15 protein-coding genes are annotated in these 16,596 nt (G+C 38.4%); 10 read left to right on the forward strand and 5 right to left on the reverse strand.

Annotated features, from left to right (window positions below; translation table 11 throughout):
• Positions 1–31: 31 nt before the first annotated feature.
• From P0077_RS20555 to P0077_RS20565, 3 genes are all read left to right on the forward strand, one after another.
• Positions 32–358 carry a DMT family transporter gene (locus tag P0077_RS20555; RefSeq protein ID WP_194527633.1) on the forward strand — a complete coding sequence of 109 codons (327 nt, stop codon included), beginning with the start codon at positions 32–34 and terminating at the stop codon, positions 356–358.
• 110 nt (positions 359–468) lie between these two features.
• Complete coding sequence (locus P0077_RS20560; RefSeq protein ID WP_276167065.1) at positions 469–1,257, forward strand: DUF3050 domain-containing protein; 789 nt, start codon at positions 469–471, stop codon at positions 1,255–1,257.
• Positions 1,258–1,379: 122 nt separating this feature from the next.
• Complete coding sequence (locus P0077_RS20565) at positions 1,380–2,177, forward strand: DNA/RNA non-specific endonuclease (RefSeq protein WP_276167066.1); 798 nt, start codon at positions 1,380–1,382, stop codon at positions 2,175–2,177.
• A gap of 63 nt (positions 2,178–2,240) precedes the next feature.
• On the opposite strand, the gene P0077_RS20570 is transcribed toward P0077_RS20565, so the two are convergent.
• A complete protein-coding gene (locus P0077_RS20570; protein ID WP_276167067.1) occupies positions 2,241–3,170 on the reverse strand; it encodes a 3-keto-disaccharide hydrolase in 930 nt (309 codons plus the stop codon).
• A gap of 173 nt (positions 3,171–3,343) precedes the next feature.
• On the opposite strand from P0077_RS20570, the gene P0077_RS20575 reads away from it, so the two are divergent.
• Positions 3,344–4,807, forward strand: a complete 1,464-nt coding sequence (locus P0077_RS20575; RefSeq protein ID WP_276167068.1) for a Gfo/Idh/MocA family protein — start codon at positions 3,344–3,346, stop codon at positions 4,805–4,807.
• 41 nt (positions 4,808–4,848) lie between these two features.
• Here P0077_RS20575 and P0077_RS20580 read toward each other — a convergent pair whose 3' ends face one another.
• Positions 4,849–5,316: a nuclear transport factor 2 family protein gene (locus tag P0077_RS20580; protein WP_276167069.1), complete on the reverse strand. Its 468-nt coding sequence runs from the start codon at positions 5,314–5,316 to the stop codon at positions 4,849–4,851.
• A gap of 148 nt (positions 5,317–5,464) precedes the next feature.
• Between P0077_RS20580 and panB the strand changes: the two genes are divergently transcribed.
• From panB to P0077_RS20595, 3 genes are read left to right on the forward strand one after another with little or no spacing between them, the layout of a single operon-like run.
• On the forward strand, positions 5,465–6,283 hold the full coding sequence (gene panB, locus P0077_RS20585) for a 3-methyl-2-oxobutanoate hydroxymethyltransferase (RefSeq protein ID WP_276167070.1): 819 nt from the start codon (positions 5,465–5,467) through the stop codon (positions 6,281–6,283).
• A gap of 23 nt (positions 6,284–6,306) precedes the next feature.
• Positions 6,307–7,005, forward strand: coding sequence for an RluA family pseudouridine synthase (locus tag P0077_RS20590; protein WP_276167071.1), 699 nt, complete (start codon positions 6,307–6,309; stop codon positions 7,003–7,005).
• 33 nt (positions 7,006–7,038) lie between these two features.
• On the forward strand, positions 7,039–7,584 hold the full coding sequence (locus tag P0077_RS20595; RefSeq protein ID WP_276167072.1) for a DUF4252 domain-containing protein: 546 nt from the start codon (positions 7,039–7,041) through the stop codon (positions 7,582–7,584).
• Between the two features lie 66 nt (positions 7,585–7,650).
• Here the strand turns inward: P0077_RS20595 and P0077_RS20600 are convergent, their stop codons facing one another.
• Entirely contained in the window at positions 7,651–8,514 is an 864-nt protein-coding gene (locus P0077_RS20600) for a DMT family transporter (protein WP_276167073.1), read from the reverse strand.
• A 3-nt stretch (positions 8,515–8,517) separates the two neighbouring features.
• Positions 8,518–10,062: a hypothetical protein gene (locus P0077_RS20605; protein WP_276167074.1), complete on the reverse strand. Its 1,545-nt coding sequence runs from the start codon at positions 10,060–10,062 to the stop codon at positions 8,518–8,520.
• 307 nt (positions 10,063–10,369) lie between these two features.
• Here P0077_RS20605 and P0077_RS20610 point away from each other — a divergent pair, with 307 nt between their 5' ends.
• Together P0077_RS20610 and leuB are read left to right on the forward strand one after the other, a co-directional pair.
• A complete protein-coding gene (locus P0077_RS20610) occupies positions 10,370–11,542 on the forward strand; it encodes a 2-isopropylmalate synthase (protein WP_276167075.1) in 1,173 nt (390 codons plus the stop codon).
• Positions 11,543–11,680: 138 nt separating this feature from the next.
• The gene (gene leuB / locus P0077_RS20615; protein WP_276167076.1) at positions 11,681–12,799 is read left to right on the forward strand and encodes a 3-isopropylmalate dehydrogenase; all 1,119 of its coding nucleotides are present in this window, start codon (positions 11,681–11,683) and stop codon (positions 12,797–12,799) included.
• A 2-nt stretch (positions 12,800–12,801) separates the two neighbouring features.
• On the opposite strand, the gene P0077_RS20620 is transcribed toward leuB, so the two are convergent.
• Complete coding sequence (locus P0077_RS20620; protein ID WP_276167077.1) at positions 12,802–14,025, reverse strand: peroxiredoxin family protein; 1,224 nt, start codon at positions 14,023–14,025, stop codon at positions 12,802–12,804.
• 130 nt (positions 14,026–14,155) lie between these two features.
• On the opposite strand from P0077_RS20620, the gene pheT reads away from it, so the two are divergent.
• Positions 14,156–16,582: a phenylalanine--tRNA ligase subunit beta gene (gene pheT / locus P0077_RS20625; RefSeq protein WP_276167078.1), complete on the forward strand. Its 2,427-nt coding sequence runs from the start codon at positions 14,156–14,158 to the stop codon at positions 16,580–16,582.
• Positions 16,583–16,596: the final 14 nt, after the last annotated feature.

The raw sequence follows: 16,596 nt of genomic DNA on the forward strand, positions 1-16,596 counted from the left end.
AGATATTCTCCCTTGTAAAAACGAATAATTTATGAATTGGATCATGCTTATCATTGCAGGGCTGTTTGAAGTAGCCTTTGCTTTCTGTCTGGCAAAAGCTAAAGAGACAACCGGAACGGACATGTACTTATGGTACGGTGGTTTTCTTATTTGCTCTACCATTAGCTTTCTTCTGTTAATAAAAGCAGTCCAAACACTACCTATTGGCACGGCTTATGCAGTCTGGACGGGTATTGGAGCCGTTGGCACCGTATTATTGGGTATTTTGGTGTTTAAGGACCCCGCCAACTTTTGGAGGGTTTTCTTTATCATTACACTAATTGGTTCAATTGTCGGTCTCAAATATGTTGCGCATTAGATAACGTCAATATTTTAATTAATATAATACAACAATTATTGTAGTTAAATACTTCAAAATATTATATTGCAATCAACTGAAACAAAATTGTTCCCCAAAAACAGAAATAAATGAAAAGGATAGAACAGGTCGAAAATGAAATACAAGGTTTAAGAGATCAACTTCAAAACCACCCACTATATAAAAATCTTAACAGCATAGATGACATAAGGGTTTTCACGGAAAATCATGCCTTTGCGGTTTGGGATTTCATGTCACTTTTAAAGTCGCTACAAATTTCCTTAACAAATGTTAGCATCCCTTGGATTCCTAGTAAAAATCCAATTCTTGCTCGTTTCATCAATGAAATTGTGCACGGTGAAGAAAGTGATATTAACGAATTAAACGAGCCTAAAAGTCATTTTGAAATGTACTTGGAGGCCATGCATCAATTAGGTGCAAATACCTCCAAAATTGACAAGTTTATTAATCTTTTGATTGAAGGTAAAACAGTTGATTCTGCTTTAACAGCAACTGACATTTCTAAAAAAGTGGCGGACTTTGTTCGCTTTTCTTTTGAAATTATTGTCACCCAAAAACCACATCTAGTAGCTTCTGCATTTACTTTTGGACGTGAAGATGTTATACCTGATATGTTTATGGAAGTGCTCAAAAGTGCCGATGGAGAGCAACAACAATACAATAAATTTGTCTATTACCTAGAAAGGCATATTGAATTGGATGGTGACGAACATGGTCCACTTTCACTTCAAATGGTATCCGAACTTTGCGGCAACGACGATGTTAAATGGCAAGAGACCTTAACCGTCGCCAAAGAAGCATTGACCAAAAGAATTGAACTTTGGGATGCGATTTCGGAAGAAATAAACATCAATAACGCAAAACTCAAAAATGCGTAACCAACATTTCAAAGTATAATTCAAACCTAAAAAATAATCTTAATTTAAAATAGCTAACAGCAACCGTATTGCTATGTTTCGCATTTTTGACATGCTAACATTAACAATACAAAAACCCTCCCATGGCATTTGATACTGAATTTTTAAGCACTAACATACAGGTTCCCACTTTAAATAATTTAGAAGATGCTTTTCTGTTAGAGGGCTCGGAAGTTATAGATTACACCCATTTTTCAGTTGCACTTAGCAGTAAGACCAAATTTGCAATTTGGGTAGCATGGAATATAGATGGTCGCAACCTTAAACGCATTCCCAGAAAGGGTGTCGGCTTTTTTGAGGACACTAGAATACCATCCGAAAGTCAGGCTGGGAATCAATTGTATAAAAGCAATCCGTTAGACCGTGGTCACCTAGCCAGACGTGTAGATTTGAATTGGGGCGATTATGACGAAGCAAAAAAAGCAAATTCAGATTCTTTTGTTTTCACTAACATTGCTCCACAAATGGATAGTTTCAACCAAAGTGGAAAAGGTGGTGTTTGGGGAAAATTAGAAAACTCGCTTTACGACCAAATAGACATGGACCGGTCTCGTGTCAGTATTATTGGCGGATGTATCTTTCATGAAGACGATCGCCTATATAGAGGTTATAAGATTCCAACAGAATTTTACAAAACTGTCCTCTACGAAGAAAACGGTGCGCTCAAAACAAAATCTTTTATCCTTACCCAGGATTTAACCCGGTTATCTTTTCTAGATTTAGAGGCTTTTAAAACATATGAAGTAGCACCTGCCGAGATAGAAACCAAATGCAACTTTACTTTTGATGAGGCCATTCACCAAGTCAATGAGTTTGATTTAAATTCAATTATTCCAACAGAACGAAAACCTCTAATTCATACTGAGGATATAAAATGGTAATAAACAAAAAACGCTCACTGTTCCACAAACAGTGAGCGTTTTTTAAATAGTATCAATCCACCTCTACTCTACTCTTGGCGTCACTTCAAATTTCCTAAACTTAATAGGACCGTGATCACCTTGAATCAAAAACGGACCCGGCTCTCCTTCGTTACTATCTAATGCACCTCCAGTAATTCCCGGTATGTTTTGGTCATTGATAATTGTTTTTCCATTAGCAACAATAGTAACACGACGGCCAATTAACGTAATATCATATTCCTGCCATTCACTAGCATCGTTAGCCGCCATTTCATTTGGCGTTAAAAATCCGTAGATACCCCCAAACAAAACACTAGATGGGTCAGAACCTTTATCATCTGTAATCTGCACCTCATAGCGACCTCTTAGATAAACTCCACTGTTACTCCCTGGTGGCACTTTAAACTCTACATGTAACTTAAAGTCTTTAAACTTCTCTTCCGAAACTAAATTAGCTCCAGACTTTGGACTAGAAAGAACACCATCTTCAATCACCCATTGGTTTTCACCCATGGCTTTCCATCCATTTAAATCCTTCCCGTTAAAAAGGTCCTTAGTTTTACCCCATTTTGCTTTTTCAACATATTTTAATTTAGGTGCTCTCACCGCCGTCCAACTATACGGTTTACCATCTGTGTAAATCATGGTTCCTTTCAGTTCCTCGCCATCTAAAGAACCGGTAAAGGTCATATCAGTTCCATCCGGCTCCCATTGTTTGGGTATACTAAAAGTAAAAATATCGTTTTTTACTTCTATTTCAGCAATAGGCCTGGCACTACCAAAGGCATAAACAAACTGACCTACCAAAGTATTGGTACCGGAATGTTTAACTTCTAACCAAGACGGTAATTCTTCTCCGTCTTTTTGAATGACCAAATCCCACTTTCCTTCTAAAGATTTTACCCCCTGTGCATTTAAACCCATTGCCATAAGCATAACACCTGCCATGGCCGAAAACAATTTCAATCCCATATTCTTATTCTTAAATTTTTCCAATTGATAAATATAGGGAATACATAACGTTTACACATGAATTTCTTTAAGCAATCACAACACTGCAAACAGAGTTTAACTTTTATTTTATGTCTTTAATTTTTAAGTAACTTTAAACACCATTCACAACATAAAACCAAAGGAACAATCTAATGAAAGAGAAAAAAAACTCCTCAACAACATCAAGACGATCATTCATTAAAAAAGGAGCTATTGCTTCCTCAATTTTTATCGTCCCCAGACATGTATTAGGTGGCGCTGGCTATTTAGCCCCTAGCGACCGTTTAAATCTAGCTGCTATTGGTGCCGGTGGCAAAGGAAGCAGTGACATTTTTAATGCTTCTGTAAACGGACGCGAAAAAGTAGCAGCACTTTGTGATGTTGACTTTGCCGGTTCTGCAAAAAAATCAATCGAGAATTTTCCAAAAGCTAAATTGTATGCCGATTATAGGGAAATGCTGGATAAGGAAAAAGGTATTGACGCGGTAACCATTTCAACTCCTGACCACATACACGGCCCAGCCGCAAAATATGCTATGGAGAGAGGTATTCATGTATATGTACAGAAACCCATGACCCACAACATTCGTGAAGCTCGAATTCTTACCCAAATGGCCCGAGACAATAAAATTGTAAGTCAAATGGGAAATCAAGGAGGCTCAAATCCCCTTCTGGGCATGGTCCAAAAATGGATTGACGATGGTGCTATTGGTGCCGTCTCTAAAGTTCAAGTATGGACCAATCGTCCTGTATGGCCACAAGGTGGTGCTATGCAAGCAGCTGACCCCAGTTTGAAACCGGAGAGCCTAGATTGGAATCTTTGGTTAGGGCCTGCACCCGACAAACCGTACACACCAAACCTACACCCTTTTAGCTGGAGAGGCTGGTGGGATTATGGAACTGGAGCATTAGGAGATGTTGGTTGTCATTTGATAGATATTCCATTCCGTACGTTGGGATTAAAATATCCTACCGATGCTGAAGCTAGCGTAAGCTCCGTCTATTCCCAAATGTGGAATGCCGACTATCATCCGGAAGGTTGCCCAGCTTCCTCGTTCATTACGCTTCATTTTGATGCGACGGAAAAAACTAAAACTCCAATAGAAATGACCTGGAACGATGGAGGCATTAGACCTTCGCATCCAGATATTATCCCTGCGAACAATGATATCGGTGGTCCGGGAAGTTACAATGGTGTCCTGATCATTGGTGAAAAAGGAATTATCTCCACCAATATTAATGATAGTAGTCCGCTGACCCCCAAATTATATCTCAACGATGGCACAACCGATTTTGGTCCGGAAACGGAACCTAACGATGAGCCGGAATACGGCCACCAACGTAAATGGGTAGATGCTTGCAAAGCCGGTTTTGGTAGTGAAGAACATAAAGGTTTAACTTCCTCTTTCGATTATGCCGGCCCAATGACAGAAACGGTACTGATGGGTAACTTGGCCATTAGAAGTTACTTATTACGAAAAGAAGACAGCAACGGAAAAATGGATTTCTACGCCCGCAAGAAATTATTGTGGGATGGCGAAAACATGCGCATCACCAATTTAGAGGAGGCCAACCAATTTGTTGGCAGAACCTATCGTGATGGTTTTAAGGTGTAGAGAAATTTTAATTTAAAAGGCGGGTTTTACAATCCGTCTTTTTATTTTGCCTCATCACAACCTTCTGTTCTTCTTGTATCGATAAGGTAGACAATTTGCCATTTTTTCTGGGCATCTTTGACCAATTGAAACGAATTCACCCCACAGTGGTGAAAAGTATCATTTATTTTAAAGGTATAAGGCGTCCAAGCATGAGCCATGGGGCCGTCTATTTGAACGGTAAAACTATTTAGTATTTCTTCAAACTTTGTGGTTTCTGGTATACCAACAATAGATTTAAGAAAGCCTGAGAATTCTTCCGTCTTCACTAACGGATTTCCAGCTTCGTCCTGAGCAATGGTTTGCATGACAACATCTTTGGACACCGTCTCTTTTATGAGAAGGGAATCTTGTTGATGAAACCCATTAAAAAAGGCTTCAATGGTTTTCTGAACGGCCAATTCTTCCGTATTCTGAGCAGAAATCCCAATGGTAAGAAAGCCGAATAGTAAGGTGAATAAGCATTTCATAGTATTCGATTTTTATCAAACTTAGTGAATATTCGGCTTAAAACGAGTACTTTAAAATTTATGGGACCGTCATAACTTAGAAGCATTGTCCATATAGCCCGTAAACCCAACATTTTCCTTACATTTATCCCTCCAAAACAAAACTATTATGTCAACGGCAAAGAAAGAATACAAAAGAGTAACGGTCAAGTCTCTAGTGGACATGAAAAAACACGGCGAAAAGATATCTATGCTCACCGCCTATGATTATTCTATGGCCAAAATTGTTGATTCCGCCAATGTTGACGTAATTCTTGTAGGAGACTCTGCCAGTAACGTTATGGCCGGGCATGAAACTACCTTGCCCATTACACTGGACCAGATGATTTACCATGCCACTTCCGTTATCCGCGCAGTAGAAAGAGCTTTGGTGGTGGTAGATATCCCTTTCGGGAGCTACCAGAGCGACCCTAAAGAAGCACTCCGCTCCGCTATTAGAATCATGAAAGAAAGCGGTGCGCATGCCGTAAAATTGGAAGGCGGAGTGGAAATTAAAGAATCCGTTAAAAGAATATTGAATGCCGGTATCCCGGTTATGGGGCATTTGGGACTTACGCCACAATCCATTTACAAATTTGGCACCTATACAGTTCGCGCCAAAGAAGAAGAGGAGGCAAAAAAATTGATAGAAGATGCCAAACTCCTTGAGAAACTAGGTTGTTTTGCCATTGTATTGGAAAAAATTCCCGCTGCATTGACGAAAAAAGTTTCCGAAAGTATTTCCATTCCTACCATAGGTATTGGCGGTGGAAAGCATGCAGACGGTCAAGTGCTGGTAATTCATGATCTACTGGGGATGACACATGAGTTCAACCCCAGATTTTTACGTCGTTATATGAACCTTTATGAAGAAATGGGTTCTGCTATTTCGCAGTATGTTACGGATGTAAAAAGCCAAGATTTTCCGAACGACGACGAGCAGTATTAATTTCATCTTAAAACTTTGCTCTAGTGGCCCAAAAGGTACTTTCTAATCCCAATAATCTCTTGGTTTTGTTTGAGGACAATCATCTAATCGCTATTAATAAGCGACCTGGAGATATTGTTCAAGGTGATAAAACAGGAGATATGCCTTTAAGCGAAGTTGTTAAACTCTATATCAAAGAAAAATATAACAAACCAGGCAACGTCTATTTGGGTGTTGCCCATCGTTTAGACCGCCCTACATCAGGTATTGTGGTTTTTTCAAAAACTTCAAAAGCATTACCGCGCCTTAACAAGTTGTTCGCAGAAAAAGAGGCAAAAAAAACCTATTGGGCCATTGTAAAAAATAAACCTAAAAAGAACGAGGACACCCTTACGCATTGGTTAAAACGAAACAACAAACAAAACAAATCTTACGCACATATCAAGGAAGTAGCCGAAAGCAAAAAAGCGATATTAGATTACAAGGTGATCAAAAAACTGGATCGTTATTATCTACTTGAAATTGATTTACACACCGGGCGTCATCATCAAATAAGAGCACAATTATCAGCTATTGGCTGTCCTATAAAAGGGGATCTGAAATACGGTTTTGACCGAAGCAACCCCAATGCCAGTATACATCTGCATGCACGCAAACTTTCGTTTGTACATCCCGTTAAAAAAGAACCTATAGAAATCTTGGCCCCACCGCCAGAAGACCCAGTTTGGAACGCTTGTTGTTAAAAACAGTATATTTAACTGTATAAACACACAACCATGATTAAAAGAACACTATTCATTTGCAGTCTTGTACTGCTTGCGTCTTGCAGAACCTATAACTCAATAGATACCTTTTACGATGCCCACAAAGAAGATGACCATGTTACGGCGGTACATGTACCTCGTTTTATGCTCTCGCTCATTAGCGGTATATCTCCTGAAATGAAATCCCTCGTTGGGAACACCAAAGACTTGCGCTACATGTCTTTCCCCAGTACTACAGCTGCCAAAACAGAGTTTCTCAACAAACAAATGAACGGTATAACAGGCAGTTCATTTATAGAAGTATACCGTAAGAACGATGAGCTCAAACGAAACGTAGTAAGCATACGTGAAAAGCGGGACGCCGTAAAAGAAATCTTGATATACAACAACAATAACCAGAATGGTTCTTTCCTATATTTCAATGGAGATTTTGACCCGGTAAAAGTCCGCCAAATGGCCCAAAACGAAGAGTTTCAAAAGTTAGGTAATGGGTTGATTAATCAGTACCAAGGTGGTGGGTTTACTCCGGGTATCAATGAAGGTGATGAAGAGAATTAAATCAATTTTTGATGAAAAATGATGAAATTCGTCTTGTAAAAATCTAAGCACAGGAGGAAAAAAGGTTCACCGATAAGACCGAACACTCTCCACAATCACCGAAGTCAAGATTAAACAGCCCCCTACTACGGTAGACCAAGCCGGAATTTCCGAGAGCAATAAAGCACCAATTAAAATACCATAAACAGGTTGGATACTACTCAAAATACTAATTGTGGTAATGGAAAAATACTTAAAACAGTTCACGAACATGGTATGACCAAAAACTGTGGTTACGACCGCCAGTCCTAACAAACCCTGCCACTGGCTCGGTACTGTCTCTAAATCGTAATAAAAGAAAGCTGGAATAAGCATACAGCAAATAATCGCCATTTGGTATGCCATTAGAACCGAACCCTGGTATTTGCTCACTTGTTTTTTTAATATAAGATTTCGCGCAGCATAACAAAGTGCAGAAAATATTCCAAACCCAATGGCTACCGTATAACTGTTTTCAAAACTAAAATCCGGAACCAGAAAATAAATACCACAAAGCACCAAAAGCCCCAAAAGCAAATGCATTTTCTGGAACTTCGTTTTGAGAAACAAAGGCTCTAAAAAAGCAGTGATAACAGGATAGGTAAACAAGGAAAGCATTCCTATGGCCACATTAGACTTTTGAAGTGCTACAAAATAGGCCAACCAGTGTATACCCATAAGAAAACCACTAATGATAATTGGCCCTTTATCCTTACTGCTCAAACCAAAAGAAATACCTTTAAAACGGCAGTAGAGCACCAATAAAATGAGTGCTATTATAGATCGGATACCAATAGTTACCGCCACTGGTAATTCTATAAATCTACCCAATGGGCCGGAAGTACTTAAAAGTACCATTGCCAAATTAATTTCCAAAAAGTTCCCCAGATTAAACGATGTACTTGAAGCCAAAAGTTATCTTTTTACGGCCATAGCCTTTTCGCGAATTATATCTGCCACAGGCCTGTTCTCTAAGTGACTCTCTAACCAAGAAATGATATCTAGATATAAGAAAGCTCTTTTTTCATAGGGATGGTCTTCGTATTTCTTAAGCTCCGTATGTAATTTTTGAAACTCGTTTTTTAACTCATTAGGAAAAATGTTTCCGAGATTTCTAAGAAACTTTATCATTTCTTTTTGAACCGCATGAAGATCGTTCATCTTCAATAAAAACTTATAGGTACTTTTTAATTGAATTTCTAGGTGATAATCCATTCCGGCTTCATAGTGCGCCACCAAGCTTAAAACCCGAGCAAAACACATGAGGTCTTCACGCATTTTTAGGTTCTTGTTGTTTATTATTTTTTTCAAGTACTGAATGCAAGTCTTATTGTCACCAATACCAAAATACAAACAAGCTATTTTATAGTACAGCACCATAATATGGTGTGCATCTATTCTATCCTTATGCTTATTGATGCCATACTCAATAATTTTAACCAGATATAAACCCTTGTTAAAAGTACCTTCCAAAAAATGAAGGTTCAACTTGTTGGCATTTATATATAAAAATGCCAATGAAGCAATATTATCGTTCTTTGGGAAATCTTTGCTCTCCACTACTTCTTCCAGCCGCTCTAAAACCTCTCTAAAGTGTGAACTATATTTCACGTAAAAAATAGACTCCAACAAATAATGGTTCCCCTTTAAGAAGAAAACGGGGTTTAAATGTATCTGGTCTTCGTGCTCATAAAAAAGGTCTACCCATTTACTGGCATACTTGTAGGATGAAAGAAAATCCTGAGTTAAAAAGCTGTACCAAAGATGCGCTTTGTACAACCACAGCTTCTCTCTAAACCCTAAATCCTTTAGTTTATAGCTTGGTAAATGAGTTTCAAAATAATTCTTTACCCTATTATAATCTTCATCACTCCTAACATAACCCACTTTAAGCATTAAACCATAAAGTTGTAATGATAGGTTTGATAATTTGCTGGTCATTACATTCTGTGCAGAAAGTTCTTTGGCCTGTACAGCCAACTCATCTGCCCTATCTGGTATACTACGGGTAATGTATTGAGTCTCAATAATTTTTTCTAACTCCACTATCTCATAAGCAATGTTCTTTTCTTCATTCTCTATAGCTGTAGATTTGGCCTTATCAAGAATTTTTAAACTTTGCTTATAAAGTCCTTTTTGGTACAAAATAGTAGCAAAATCTAACTGCTCCCTTATCTGAACCCGTATATTCTGGTTGACAGGATTCAATCTTAAACTGACCAAAATTTGCTTATAAAGATGCGCTTTAAGGTTAGACAATTGTGCCTTTTTAACGATACCACTATCTAAAATAGCCTTCTCATCATACTTTCTAAGTTTATCCATAAGGTTGAACAATGCTAAAAACTTAGCATCCGTATTCACCCCCAAGCGCCCTACATATAATTTGAATTGACGTTTTTCAGATTTAGAAAGAGACTTTACCAGCACGAACAAAGCATCTCTGTGGGCATTTGTCATCGTAAAAATTATTATTTAATTTACTTAAAATCAGTTTATTATATAACCACAAAACCAGCTTAACGTTGTACTATTTTTAGCAGGCCCTAGGTGGTTCGCCCTATTGGTTATATATTCGTATTGAACTTTATTGCTATTTTTTGTTTGGAACCTAACATTAAGGTTTTACACCATGACCCAGTCCTATTTTAGTAAAAGCCAGGGCTAAGGTTATTAAAAAATGTTGACATTACAGTGCAAAATGTGATATTTGTAGACAAAGAAAAAGTTGCAAGCAGTTCCTAAGTTAGCTAAACTACAAGATATAATGAGTAAAGATAAGGTACAAATTTTTGATACAACGCTTCGTGATGGGGAACAGGTACCCGGTTGTAAATTGGATGCAGAACAAAAATTGGTCATCGCCGAAAGATTGGACAATCTTGGCGTAGATATTATTGAGGCCGGTTTTCCGATATCTAGCCCTGGTGATTTCAAATCCGTAAGCCAAATATCCGACCTCGTTAAAAATGCTACTGTTTGTGGGCTTACCCGTGCGGTAAAAAAAGATATTGAGGTGGCTGCAGAGGCCCTTAAATCAGCAAAAAGACCTCGTATACATACAGGTATAGGAACTTCCGATTCCCATATAAAATTCAAGTTCAACTCCAACAGAGATGCTATAATAGAACGTGCCGTGGAGGCCGTGAGTTATGCCAAAACCTTTGTTGAGGACGTGGAGTTCTACGCAGAAGATGCAGGCCGTACGGACAATGAATTCTTGGCCAGGGTCTGTGAGGCCGTTGTAAAAGCCGGAGCTACGGTTTTAAATATACCGGATACAACGGGCTATTGCTTACCAGATGAATACGGAGCTAAGATAAAATATCTGAAGGAAAATGTAACCGGAATTCATAAAGCAATCCTTTCTTGCCACTGTCATAACGATTTAGGTTTAGCTACCGCAAACTCAATTGCCGGGGTAATAAACGGTGCCCGCCAGATAGAATGTACCATTAACGGTATTGGCGAGCGTGCAGGAAATACCTCTTTAGAAGAAGTGGTGATGATTTTACGCCAACACCCTAGTCTAAACTTGGATACGAATATCAACAGCAAATTACTTTTTGACACGAGCCAAATGGTTTCCCAGAAAATGGGAATGATGGTGCAGCCCAATAAAGCTATTGTTGGAGCAAATGCTTTTGCCCACAGTTCCGGTATTCACCAAGACGGCGTGATTAAGAATAGGGAGACTTATGAAATTATAGACCCCGCAGATGTTGGAGTTAACGAATCTTCTATAGTTCTTACCGCTAGAAGTGGTAGAGCGGCTTTGGCATATAGAGCCAAATTGGTAGGATATGAGCTAACAAAACTTCAGCTTGACGAAGTATATCAAGAGTTCTTGAAATTTGCGGATATTCACAAAGAGATTTCCGATCAAGACATTCCAAAAATCATTGAAGCTAGCAACATAAGCATAGAAAGTATTTCGTAGGTAACAGCTAGAGAATTTATCCTTTATATTTTACTGTTTTTTTGGCGATTATGTCATTAAAATTTTTAATCTTAGCCCCCAAGGATTGAAAGCACTTTTATGTGCTTTTATTCAGGTAGCACCCTAAAAATTCTCTAGATGCAGCTAAAAATTGCCCTCCTTGGTGGTGACGGAATTGGACCAGAAGTATTGGCTCAATCCGTAAAATGCCTAAAAGCGATCGAAGAAACGTTCAATCACAGGTTTGAACTCGTTGAAGCGCCCGTGGGTGCAATTGCTATGTCCGGATCCGGAAGACCTTTGCCTGACAAGACCTTGCAATTATGCAGAGCGTCTGATGCTATTCTTTTTGGTGCTATAGGCTCATTAGAATACGACAATAATCCCGAAGCTAAAGTAAGACCTGAACAAGGACTGTTGAGGTTACGTAAGGAGCTTGGTCTTTTTGCCAGTATACGCCCCATAAAAATGTTTCCTGCTTTTTTGGACAATTCTCCTTTAAAGAGAAATATTGTTGATAATACCGATTTGGTAATTTTTAGAGAGCTTACAGGTGGAATCTATTTTGGAGAAAAAACGTTAAGCGAAGATGGCACGGTAGCCTCTGACCTTTGTAGCTATTCCGAAGACGAAATAAGCCGCATAGCGCATTTAGCCTTTAAAACCGCTAAGAAAAGAAGAAAAAAGCTGACTTTAGTAGATAAGGCGAATGTTCTTGAATCTTCTAGACTCTGGAGAAAAACGGTTACAGAAATTGCAAAAAGCTACCCGGAAGTTACCTTGGAATGTCTTTTTATAGATAATGCCGCTGTACAGATGATGTTGAACCCACGCCAGTTTGATGTAGTTTTAACCGATAATATGTTCGGTGACATACTATCTGACCAAGGTAGTGTTATACTTGGCTCCGTAGGCTTGCTTCCATCCGCATCCGTAGGTGCCGAAAATGCAATGTTCGAACCGTTTCATGGATCTTATCCACAAGCAAAGGGAAAGAATATTGCCAACCCTGTAGCCTCAATTTTAAGCACAGCTATGTTGCTACAACATTTTAACCTCAACGAAGAGGCAAATGCCATTGTAGCTGCGGTTCACAAATCTTTCGTGAAAAAAGTGGTTACCACGGACGTCTTAGGAAGCAGCAAATACGGTACGGATTATGTAGGAGATTTCATTTCAGAAAATATTGTAGAATCTGATGAAAGCCCTAGTATTAATGATGAGAACATAGGCTTAGGTAAATCTACTATTATTTAAACCTATTCGTTTATCAACATTTTTACATAGCTGTCAAATTCCCTTTTGAAAACGGTATACTTTTCTCCTGTTGCAGGACCATTGAACCCGGTATGAATCTTTCTGACCTTTCCCTTTTTATCAATAAATATAGTGGTAGGATAAGACAGAACGTGATTTAACATAGGAAGTTTTTGTTGTGCCTCCTCTTTATCCGAAGTCCCGTATTGTGCCAATAAAATAGGATAGTTCACTCCTATCCGCTGTTTCAGCCGCTCAATACTTTTATAAGCAAGCTCTTTGGTTTTAGCATATTCAAAGGCCAAACCTACCATCTCCAAATCCGTTGTATGATTATCGTTTAAATAATTGACATAGAATTTGGTCTCGTCCAAGCAATTAGGACACCAAGAACCCATTATCTGAACTAGTACCACTTTATCCTTATAAGCTTTATCTTCTAATGAAACCATCTTTCCATTTGTATCAGGAAAAGAAAACTCAAACTTATCATAGCCCTCTTTTAAGAAAGTAAGCTCGTCCGCTTCAGGAAGCTCAAAACTCTCATTTCGCTTTGCAACAAAAGGTTCTTTAAAATGATTATCAGAATAAAACGTGCCATTAAGGGTACTGTCGGTAACCTTGGCCAGAAACAAAAATGCATGCGCACCATCAAAAGCAGACAATTTTAGAGAATCGCCAGAAACCACGCCTTCCAAATACCTATAGTCTCCCGTTGTAGTTCTAAACTTTCCCGTAACCTTACCATCATTCTCTGCAAAAATTCCTTTTCCCATATAACTATCGGAAGTGCCTTGACTAAATTCAGTTTCCCAAATACCAGAAATATTTACAGCGGGCGTTGTGTTTACAGCGAAACGTTTTTCCACTCCATAAAAAGCTTCAAACGGGACTACCCTATCCAAACTTTCCTTTATAAAATTCCCTTTTATACTTTTCTCACTCAATTTACCCTGAATATACCCCTCAAAAACAGGCGTCTGAATTCGGATTGAATCGCCCTTTATCTCAATTTCATCAACCTTAATAATTTCACTAGCATTGTAAATTTCAATGGTATATGCCTCATTTTCATTTTTTGAAACATTAAAATTAAAGGGTAGTTTTTCACCATCCATAACTTCTAATTGTCCCAACCAAATACCTTGGTTCAGCTCGCTTTCATTTTCATTTTTACAGGATACCAAAACAATAATTATCGCCCATAAAAAAATCAATTTCCTCATTATCATCTATTTCTCCTAATAATCGTTTTAAAGGCGTAAAACTTACAACAAAAAAATGAGTAATTCAGTTGCGCTGTATATTGAATGTCTTAATGCATTGTTTTATCTTTACCGCCACTAAAATTTACCGATGCAGATTTCATACAACTGGTTAAAAGATTTTCTTAAACTTGATTGGGACTCCCAAAAAACAGGTGAACTTTTAACCGATTTAGGTTTAGAAGTAGAAGGGATCACTCCTTTTGAGTCCATAAAAGGAGGGTTAAAAGGTATTGTCGTAGGACACGTCCTTACTTGCGAAAAGCACCCAAATGCGGACAAACTAAAAATCACTACTGTAGACGTAGGCGACGATACTCCATTAAAAATTGTTTGCGGAGCTCCTAATGTAGCAAAAGGCCAAAAAGTTCCCGTTGCTACCGTTGGAACCATACTTTATACACCAGAGGGCAAAGCTTGGAAAATAGGAAAAGGCAAAATTCGCGGCGAAGAAAGTCATGGTATGATCTGTGCCGAAGATGAATTGGGGCTTGGCTCCAGCCATGAAGGCATTATGGTATTGGACGCCAAACTAAAACCGGGTACTCCTTGTGCAGATATTTTTGACGTAGAGGTTGACGAAGTCTTTGAAATTGGACTCACTCCCAACCGAGCAGATGCTATGAGCCACTATGGCGTAGCAAGAGATTTAAAGGCCGGGCTAAGGCAAAAAGAGATTACTAAAGAGCTGATTACACCTTCTATAAGTCATTTTAACATAGACAACCGCTCACTAAAACTACAAGTACAGGTAGATGATAGCAAGCTGGTTCCCCGTTATGCAGGCATTACCATAAGTAATCTTGTGGTTAAACCATCTCCAAAATGGCTACAAAACAGATTGCGGGCCATTGGCATCAATCCTACAAACAACCTGGTAGATGCCACTAATTATGTTTTGCATGATCTAGGGCAACCATTGCATGCTTTTGATGCTGATCGTATTCACGGTAAAAAGATAATAGTAAAAACACTACCTGCCGGAACAAAATTCATGACTTTAGATGGGGAGGAACGTGAGTTACATGAAGATGATTTAATGATTTGTGATTCTGAAAAGCCAATGTGTATTGCAGGGGTTTTTGGCGGAATAAATACAGGGGTAACGGAAACAACTACTTCCATCTTTCTTGAAAGCGCTTATTTTGATCCTGTGGCCATTAGAAAAACAGCCAAAAGACATGGGTTAAATACGGATGCTTCTTTCCGTTTTGAACGTGGTATTGATATTGAAAACGTAGAGTACGCTCTTAAACGTGCCGCTTTATTAATCAAAGAAATAGCCGGAGGTGATATTACTTCTGACATCGTTGATTTTTATCCGAAGCGATTTGACGAGCATCAAGTTTTTCTAACCTTTAAGAAAACCTATTCTCTAGTTGGGCAGGAAATTCCGCAAGACACTATTAAGTCTATTTTGGCATCATTGGACATTAAGGTCAAAAGTGTTACCGAAGCCGGTCTTGGCCTTTCCATACCAAGCTACAGGGTAGATGTACATCGTGAGGTTGACGTTATTGAAGAGATTCTACGTGTCTACGGTTATAATAATATTGATTTTGGAACAAAGCTAAATGCGTCTACAGCATTGGTTTCCAAGTTTGACGATTACAAACTGCAGAGCATAACCGGAGATTTTTTAGCTGCTCAGGGGTTCTATGAGATTATGACCAATAGCTTAACCGCTCCCGGTAATGCTGAATTATTAGATGATAATTCTACGGAGGAAAGTGTAAAAATGTTGAATCCGTTAAGCAATGATCTGTCCGTTTTGCGTCGTTCTATGTTGTTTACCGGTCTTGAAACAATTCAATACAACAACAACCGTAAAAAACTGAATTTGAAGTTATTTGAATTTGGTAAAACGTACGAGCAAAAAAAATCAAAATATATAGAGAACAAACATCTTTGCCTGTATTTGACCGGAAACAGAAATGAAGGTGGATGGGCCGGAACGGAAAAAGCAAATGATTTTTTCTACCTGAAATCAATTGTAACCAACATTTTAAATCGTTTAGGTATTTCTGATGTTACACCAGCACCTACTTCAAACACATTATTTTCAGAAGGTTTAAGCTTAAATGCGGGAACTAAAGATTTGGTCTCCTTTGGATTGGTTAAAAAATCCATACTAAAGAAAATGAATGTTAAGCAAGAGGTCCTTTATGCCGATTTTAATTGGAGTAACGTAATATCCTTTGCTGAGAAAAATAGCATTACCTATCGTGAAATACCGAAGTATCCTGAAGTAAAACGAGATTTCGCGCTTCTATTGGATGATTCCATTACTTTCCAGAAAGTGTATGAATTAGGAAGAAAAACGGAAAAGAAGCTCCTAAAAACCATTAACCTATTTGATGTTTACAAAGGAGATAAGTTACCTGAAGGAAAAAAATCGTACGCAGTGAGTTTCACCTTACAGGATAGCCAACGCACATTAACGGACAAACAGATAGACCGTATAATGGGTAAACTTGAAAAAACGTATCAAAACGAATTAGGAGCGGAACTAAGATAAATACAAAAAGGGGA

Source organism: Zobellia alginiliquefaciens, from assembly GCF_029323795.1.
Taxonomy (GTDB): domain Bacteria; phylum Bacteroidota; class Bacteroidia; order Flavobacteriales; family Flavobacteriaceae; genus Zobellia; species Zobellia alginiliquefaciens.